Origin of the sequence: Candidatus Phytoplasma australasiaticum subsp. ipomoeae (assembly GCF_024425275.1) — a bacterium.
GTDB classification, from domain to species: domain Bacteria; phylum Bacillota_I; class Bacilli_A; order Acholeplasmatales; family Acholeplasmataceae; genus Phytoplasma; species Phytoplasma australasiaticum.
Window position 1 is genome coordinate 1 of record NZ_JALQCV010000016.1, and the last position, 8,675, is coordinate 8,675.

The 8,675-nt window shown below is 21.3% G+C and carries 6 protein-coding genes; all 6 read right to left on the reverse strand.

Translation table 11 applies throughout. The annotated features are described in order from the left end of the window. Window positions 1-233: 233 nt before the first annotated feature. The 6 genes from NQK76_RS02260 to NQK76_RS02285 all read right to left on the reverse strand — a co-directional run bounded on the left by NQK76_RS02260 (window position 234) and on the right by NQK76_RS02285 (window position 8,577). Complete coding sequence (locus tag NQK76_RS02260) at window positions 234-1,604, reverse strand: signal recognition particle protein (RefSeq protein ID WP_054598468.1); 1,371 nt, start codon at window positions 1,602-1,604, stop codon at window positions 234-236. An 87-nt stretch (window positions 1,605-1,691) separates the two neighbouring features. Continuing rightward, window positions 1,692-2,648, reverse strand: coding sequence for a signal recognition particle-docking protein FtsY (gene ftsY / locus NQK76_RS02265; RefSeq protein ID WP_004994533.1), 957 nt, complete (start codon window positions 2,646-2,648; stop codon window positions 1,692-1,694). 89 nt (window positions 2,649-2,737) lie between these two features. Then, a complete protein-coding gene (gene topA, locus NQK76_RS02270) occupies window positions 2,738-4,717 on the reverse strand; it encodes a type I DNA topoisomerase (protein ID WP_255872734.1) in 1,980 nt (659 codons plus the stop codon). 88 nt (window positions 4,718-4,805) lie between these two features. After that, window positions 4,806-5,657, reverse strand: coding sequence for a ribosome biogenesis GTPase YlqF (gene ylqF, locus NQK76_RS02275; RefSeq protein WP_255872735.1), 852 nt, complete (start codon window positions 5,655-5,657; stop codon window positions 4,806-4,808). A gap of 57 nt (window positions 5,658-5,714) precedes the next feature. After that, window positions 5,715-6,455, reverse strand: a complete 741-nt coding sequence (locus NQK76_RS02280) for a hypothetical protein (RefSeq protein WP_004994539.1) — start codon at window positions 6,453-6,455, stop codon at window positions 5,715-5,717. A 1,747-nt stretch (window positions 6,456-8,202) separates the two neighbouring features. Next, the gene (locus NQK76_RS02285) at window positions 8,203-8,577 is read right to left on the reverse strand and encodes an SVM family protein (RefSeq protein WP_004994541.1); all 375 of its coding nucleotides are present in this window, start codon (window positions 8,575-8,577) and stop codon (window positions 8,203-8,205) included. Window positions 8,578-8,675: the final 98 nt, after the last annotated feature.

Genomic DNA, 8,675 nt, shown 5'->3' on the forward strand with positions numbered 1-8,675 from the left:
TTTGCTGTTATTAATTACTCTTTCGAGACAATTAATCAAGCCCACCTTACAGTGTTTACGTGACCTCTGGAGATTATCACTCCAGGCTATGCGTTAAATAGCGGAATTATGCGCATCTTTTGCGCCCTTTTTGTTTATAAGCTGTAGCATAGTAAGCACGAAAAATAAGTGCATGCCCATCTACTAATATTAAATGTTTCATAGAATTTTATTAACTCCCCTATTAAAACTATTTATTGTGAATCTAAAAATTTATTTATAAGATCTTGATAATCTGTGATTGAAGAATCTTTATTCAAATTTTTATTATCTAGTTTTTTTGTTAAATTTTTTTGTTTTTCGATAAAATCAATCAATAAATTAATTTCTTGATTAGTTGTACCAGAACCTTTGCTAATACGATGACGACGACGATTATTATTAGCCAGTAATGTTGGATTTAATCTTTCTTCATGTGTCATGCTTTGGATAATAGCTTCAAATTTAACTATTATATTATTATCTAAAATATTTAAATTAGTTATTTTATTACCTATTCCAGGAATAAAATTTAAAATTTTTTGAAAAGATCCCATCTTTTTAATTAAATTTAAATGTTTTTGTAAATCATAATAATTATAATTGTCTTGAAATAATTTATCTATTAATTCGGCATTTTGTTTTGGATCTATTTTATTTTCTATATTTTCTATTAAAGTAGATAAATCGCCCATACCTAAAATTCGAGAAGCTATTCTTTCAGGATAAAAAAATTCAAAATTATCATCATTATGTTGCTCTGAGCTTGAAATAAAACGAATAGCTAATTTTGTGATATATCTAATAGATAAAATTAAACCTCCTGAAGTTTTAGCATCCATTTTAGTCATAATTACCCCAGTAAATGATAATTTTTCATTAATTTGTTTAATTTTTCCTGATATTCGTTGACCTCCTAAAGCGTCAACAACAATAAAAGTTTCATCGGGTTTAATATTTTTTTTAATTAAGGCTAAATTGTTAACACTAATTTCATCTTCAGGAGAGAATCCGGTAGTATCTATAATAACAGTTTGAAAATTATTTTTTTTTGCATAATTAATACCTTGCAAAATAACTTCTGATGCATCATTTGTATCATTGTTAGTGTAAACTTCTATATTAATATTTTTTCCTATTTGTTGTAATTGTTGAATTCCACCAGGTCTATGATAATCTGCTGCAATTAACAAAATTTTATCAATCTTTTTTTTATATATAAAATAAGCTAATTTACCTGCAACAGTTGTTTTTCCGCTACCCTTCATACCTATTAACATAAAAATATTTAACTTATTATCTTTTAAATTTAAAGGTAAAGGTTGACTACCTAAAATATTAGTTAAAGTATTTTGAATTATTTTAATAACTTGTTGTTGAGGAGTTAAACCTTTTAAAATTTCCATATTTAAAGTTTGTTGTTTAATTAATTCATTAAATTTAATTACTACTTCATAATCAACATCTGCTTTTAATAAAGCAGGATTAATCTCTTGCATGATATTATCAATATCTTCTTGTTTAATATATTTTTTATTACCGATTTTATCAATTATTTTTTGAACACTATTACTTAAAAAATTCATTAATAACTCCTTTTTTTATTTATTGATATTATATTAATAAAAATATTATTTATAATAAATGTTAATTATATATAATATTTAATTTTATTAATTATCAAATAAACAATTAACATAATTTTGAATATCAAATTTCAATAAATCATTTGGTAATTCGCCAATACCTATATATTTAGTTTCTAATTGATATAAATGCTTAATTGCTAAAATTAACCCTCCTTTAGAAAAATGATCAAATTTTGTAAGAATAATACCAGTAACCGGAATTTTTTGACTAAAAGATTCCACTTGTTTTAAAGCTTCTTGGCCTGTCATAGCGTCTAAAATTAAAAAGGTTTCGTGAGGAGCTTGAGTATTATACTTTTTAATAACTCTGTCTATTTTAGCTAATTCTTGCATTAGATTATCTTTATTTTGTAATCTTCCGGAAGTATCGCATAAAATCACATCAAAATCTTGATTTTTACTATATTTCAAACCTTCAAAAATGACACTTGCTGGTTGACTATTATTTTTTGAAAAAAAATTACTTTTTGAAGTTATACTCCAACTTTCTAATTGATCTATCGCTCCGGTACGAAAAGTATCTGCTGCTATCAATAAAACTTTTTTATTTTGTTTAACTAATTGAGTAGCTAATTTTCCAATAGTGGTAGTTTTGCCAGAACCATTAACTCCCACAAAAAGATAAATTTGTGGTTTTTGTGTTGAAATATTGTCGTTATTATTGCTTTTATTATTTTGTTGATAGAATAGCAATATTTGTTCTTTTAGAAAATTTAAAAAATATTTTGGTTGAGCTAAAATATCTGATGAAATATTTTTGCGAATTTGATTAATTAAATTTTGAGTGGATTCTAGACCTAAATCTGATTTCAGTAATAAAATCTTTAATTCATCTAATAAATTATCAGTTAATTTATTTTGTGATTTAATTCTTTGGGCCCATTCTGGTATTTGTTCTTCAGATAAATTTTTTAAATTTGCAAAAAAATTTTTTTTATTTTGAGTTTTTTCTTTAAATAATTTTTTAAAAAAATTAAACATAATTTATTTATTTCCTCTTAATTATATACCACGGCAATAGATAAAATTATTAACTCTATAAATATATCAATTTAAATTGTATAATAAATTTATTTTTGAGATAATTTTTCTTTCTCTTTTTTTTTATTTTCTGATTTATTATTTTTATTAAAAGAGATAATTTGTTTACACTTCGGATAAGTGCTACAACCTAAAAATTTACCATATTTCCCATTCCTTTCTGCCATTAAAGATCCACAAGAGGAGCAATTTTGATTTGTTAAAATTATAGATTTTTTTTGATCAATATCGGAATTTTTACACTTAGGATAAGCATTGCATCCTAAAAAGACACCATATTTACTGTAACGTTCTACCATAAAATCTCCACAAATAGTACATTTTTTTTGTGTTGTAATATTTTTCATAACTTTAATATTATTATTAGCATTTATAAATAATTTAATAAAATCATCATAAAATTTATTTAAAATAGTTATTTTATCTACTTTGCCATTAGCTATATTATCTAATTGTTCTTCCATATAAGCTGTATATTCGATATTAATAAAAGAATTAAAAAATTTTATTAAAAGTTCATTCGTCATTAATCCTCGTTGAGTACAAATCATTTTCTTATCTTTAATATTTATATAATATCTATTTTTTAAAGTTTCAATAATGTGAGAATAAGTTGAAGGTCTGCCTATTTTTAAATTTTCTAAATGTTTAATTAAAGAAGCTTCGTTATAACGAGGCGGAGGTAAAGTCATTTGGGATTTAGCTATAACTTTTTGAGGTAAATAATATTGATGCTTTTGCCAATCAGGTAATAATATTTCTTTAAAATTAGAATAAAAACTAGTTTTTAAATAACCATCGAATATCATTTGATAACCTTCAACTTGAAATAAATATTTTTCTATTTCAAAAATAAACTGTGTTTTATTAATAACTGCTGCACTCATTAAACTAGATATAGTTTTTTGATAAATTAAATTATATAAAGATAATTCATCTTTATTTAAATAAGACTTAATTTGTTGAGGAGTTTTTTTTATATCAGTAATGCGAATAGCTTCGTGAGCTTCTATACGATTTTTAGATAAATTTTTTAATTTTATATCATTTACGTAAGAAGAACCAAATTTTTCACTAATAAAACTTTGAGCATTTTCAACAAATTCCTCGGACATACGATAAGAGTCGGTTCTCATATAAGTAATTAATCCAATTATTTCCTGATCTATTTTAACTCCTTCATAAAGTTTTTGCGCAATGATCATAGTTTTGCGAGCATTCATACCTAAATATTTAAAAGATTCTTGTTGTAAAGTAGCAGTAATAAATGGCTTCGGAGGTTTATTTAAATTTTTAGTTTTTATTATATCTTTTAAATAAAATTTTTTATTTTTTAACTGATTTAAAATTTGATTAGCTTCTTCAAGTTTAATTTTAGGATTTTTGGGATTAATAATTAAATTAGCTGTAAAATTTTCAAAAATAGCTTTAATTAAATAATATTCTTCGGGAATGAAATCATTATGTTCTTTTTCGCGTTCAGCAACAAGTTTTAAAGCCACTGATTGAACACGCCCTGCCGATTTAGAACGAATACGTCTAACTAAAGAAGATAATTTAAACCCAATTATTTTATCTAAAATAAGTCGAGTTTCTTGTGATTCTACTAAACGTTTATTAATCGTTACAGGATTATTAAAAGCTTTAATAACAACATTTTTATTGATTTCACTAAAAAAAATTCTATTTTTATCTAACGGTTTTAATTTTAAAACTTGAGCTAAATGCCATGCAATAGCTTCGCCTTCTCTATCAAAATCAGTAGCTATAAATACATATTTATCTTTAGTTTTGGAAATTAAATCTTGAACTAACTTTTCTTTACCTTTAATAATGCAATAATCAGGTTTAAAATTATTATCAATATCAATACCTAAATTATCATTACCTTTTAAAGATAAATTACGTATATGTCCTTTTGAAGATAAAACTAAAATTTTATGATCAAAAAAACTACTGATAGTTTTAGCTTTAGAAGGTGATTCTACAATAATTACTTGTGACTTCATAGTTAAAAATGCTCCTTAAAGAAATTATTAAATCTATAAAATGAAGTTTTCTATTATAAATTATTTACTTGCATAACTTTTAAAGCAATTATATCACATTAAAGAAATTTAAATCAAAATTAACAGGACCTATAAAACCATTAGAGACTTTATACAAAATCATATCTAAAACTTTATTTTCATCAATAATATTATTTTTTGTTAAATAAATATTTTTTTTTGCTATTTTATACCATAAATTAGGTAATTCTAATTCTTGTTCATCCAATTTGAAACATTTTTTTAAATTTTGATAATAATGTTGTTTAAGATAAGTTAATAAATATTCTACAATAGGTAATTTCGGATATAAAGTAGATTTAATGCAGCCGCAAATAGCTAAATTATATCCAATATAAGGATCACTAAATTTATGATATAAAATTCCAGGAGTATCTAATAATTTAATTCTTTGATCTATTTTAATCCATTGCATTTGTTTTGTGATACCTGGTATATTCGCAGTTTTAACAACCTTTTTATTAGCTAAACAATTAATTAATGTTGATTTTCCCACATTAGGGATACCGGTAATCATTAATTTTAAAATTTTATGTTCCCAAAGGGGTTTTTTTATTTTTAAAATTTTATATATATAGGGTTTAATTTGGTGAATATTAATTTTTGATTTAGCATCAATCCATAATACCGGTATTTTATTTTTTTCAAAAAAATTTTTAAAAATATTTATTTTAGACATATCCGCTAAAGATATTTTATTTAACAACAATAAAAATGGCTTATTATTAAATGTTTTTAACAATTCCCAATTGACACTTGAATAAGGTATTCTTGCATCTAAAATTACTAACATTAAATCAATCATTTTTAAAGATTGATCTATTTCTTTAAAGGTTTTTTTCATATGACCAGGAAACCATTGAATACAAAATTCACGCATTATCTTACTCTTCTTATTTTTTAATAAAATAATAATTATTATAATTATTAAATTTTATTATTTATTATTTTTATCTAATTCTTGTTTTAAATTTTGTAGATATAATTTCAAATCTTGATCAGGAACAAAAATTTTTTTACTATAAACCTTATATACTTCTTCGCCAGATATTAAAATAATAGCTAAACCAATTTTATCTAATAAAATATGATAAAGACGTTGTAAAAACAATTTTTTAGCCCAATAAAAAGGATTAATTATATTAACTGAAGTACTTAAAAAATTCATTAATTTATTAGTTTTTTGAATTTTTTGTAAATATTTTTTATTTATTAATTTATATTTTAAAACCATAATTTGTCGCAAAGTCATACGTTTAAAAATGCATAAAATTTTATTTTGAAATAAAATATCAATTCTTTTATGCAAATATTCTATTAATAATAAAGTTTCTCCGAGATTTAACTCTAAACAAGGAGAAGTCGACCTCGGATAAAAAATAGTTGCTATTTCTAAAGTTAATTTTTGTATTTCTTGAAACAATATTTCTATATATTTTTGGGGATTTTCTTGAGTTTTATTTAAAAATGTTAATTGATGTTTTTTAATTAATTTATTAACTTTTTCGTTTTCTGATAAATCTTCTGTTTCATTAAAAGAAATTTTAAAATTTTTATTAAAATTTTTAACAATAAAAAATAAATATACCAGAGAAAAAGTAATACCTCCGGCACCAAATCCAGCTAAAAAAATTCCAAAAAATTTCAATTGATTCCATAAATTATTAACCAAAAACATATTCAAACTTCCTTTTAAATTTATTAATTATCGAATATTTTCTAGCAAATAACTTGCGTACCATATATGTAACTTTAATTTTGACATCACGAATGATAAAATATTAATTATAATTATGTATTAATTAACTTTTAAACTTAGGTTTTAATGAATAGTAAACTATTTAAAACATATATTATTAAAGAAGTTAATTCTTAGTTGCTTTTTGTAATTATTTATAAAACGTTATATGTAATTTTAAATTTATTTATCCAAAGTAATTCATAATAAAATTTATATTCAATAATATTTGAATTATTAATTAAATAAAATTTTTTCATAATTTAAAAATAAAGCGATAAATTTTTTGATTATTATTTTATTAATGATAATATTTGTTGATAAATATATAAATTTTTTGTCGATTAAGGTGTTTTTTTATATATAATTTTAGTTTAACAAATAACTTTTTGTTATAGATATCCAAAATATAATTCAAAATATATTATTTGATTGCTTTATTATTTGATTATTTTTTATTCAATGAACAATGAATTCAAATTTTTATACTGTTTATATTACCTTGGGAAATTTAATTTAATTAAAACTATTTTTTTTCAATAGTTTAATTATGAATATCTTTGTATAACCATCAACAATTATATAATAATATTTTTATTAAATACATCAAAAAATAATATAATAATAATAGAATAGTGAAGTTTAATAATGTAATTTATTTCATTATATATTACTGTCAAGTTAGTTTCTCTGCAGAACCAGACAAGCAATTTTTCAACAAAACGACGTATAATATCTTATTAAAATATCTTTAAAACTTTTTGCCATATAAAGGTTATTATCTTTTGTCTTCTTTATGTTTTTTAAGATATTTTAATTTTAAAATTAGGCTGACGACTACTCTAAGTGTCGCTTTATTTGATTTTAATATTTATTAGTTTTAACTGTTTTAAATTTTTCAATTTTGTTAATGTTAAATTATTTTAAATCAATGATTTTTAATTTTAATTTTAAAAATGAAATTTTTTTGTGATTAATTAGTTTTATATTTTATTAAATATCTATGTTATACTTTAAAAAAATTTTTCCAACTCCTAAATAATATATTTAAATATTATTTTTTATTTGAGATTTTTTAATATATTTTTATTAAAATAATTGAAAAAACTTAGATATTTCGAATAATTTTTTATTTGATTAAATTTATTATTAATATAAATGTTTATCTTTTTAATTATTTAAAATAAAAAAATTTTATTTAGTTTAATAATTTAAAAAACGTTAATTATAAATTTTTATATATCGGAACATATTTGGTTGTAAAATTTAATTAATATTGGTATCAGGAAAATTTAGGTTAATTGTTTTTTAAAGAATCTGTGTTATGTAGGATTTAGTTTTGTTACTTTTTTCAGTGTATTATTCAGAAGTAAAAGTTGTTCCAAATATTTTGCTATTAATTGAAAAAAGATTTAACTTGTAATGGGACGTAATTTTTGAAGTATTAATATATTTTTAAAGATGTTAATATCATAATTTGATTGTGTTATTTAACCTATTGATCTTTATGATTAATTACTTTTTCTGAAAAATTTTTTTGAATAATGAACAAAATATATTTTCCTAAATAAAGATTAAAGATTTTTTAATTAACATAGATTTTAGCTTCATTTAGTTATTAAATAAAAAAAGATCCCCCCTGAGAAAGAGGGATCTTTAAGTTTATGATTATTAAATTCGAATTGTTTTAATTTCTTCTAGTATTATTTCGTTGATTTCGTTGATTTCGGTTATTTTGGTTTTGTAGATGATATTGATCACGCATAAAAATTTGTTGATTTATCCTTTGGAGATCATCCAATGTACAATTCATACTTTCGGTAACTTCTCTCATCATTCTTAAACGTGTTGAAGAATTTAAATCCATATTATTAAAAATATTATTTAATGATATAAGTAAACGGTCTCTTTCTTCTTCAAGTTGTTGTTGTCTTATATTTAAATCTATTCCAGGTAAAGCATATAATTTTTTATTATTTTCGTTATTATTTATAAATAATAATCCTAAAAAAATAAATAAACAAATACTTATGATTTTAAATTGATTTGATAATTTTAACATTAATTAAATCTCCTATAATTATTTATAATTGTTTTTTTTGGAACTTTCTGGTTTATCAATGGAAGGTGTATGAGAATAATTTTTTCTTAAGTTCATAT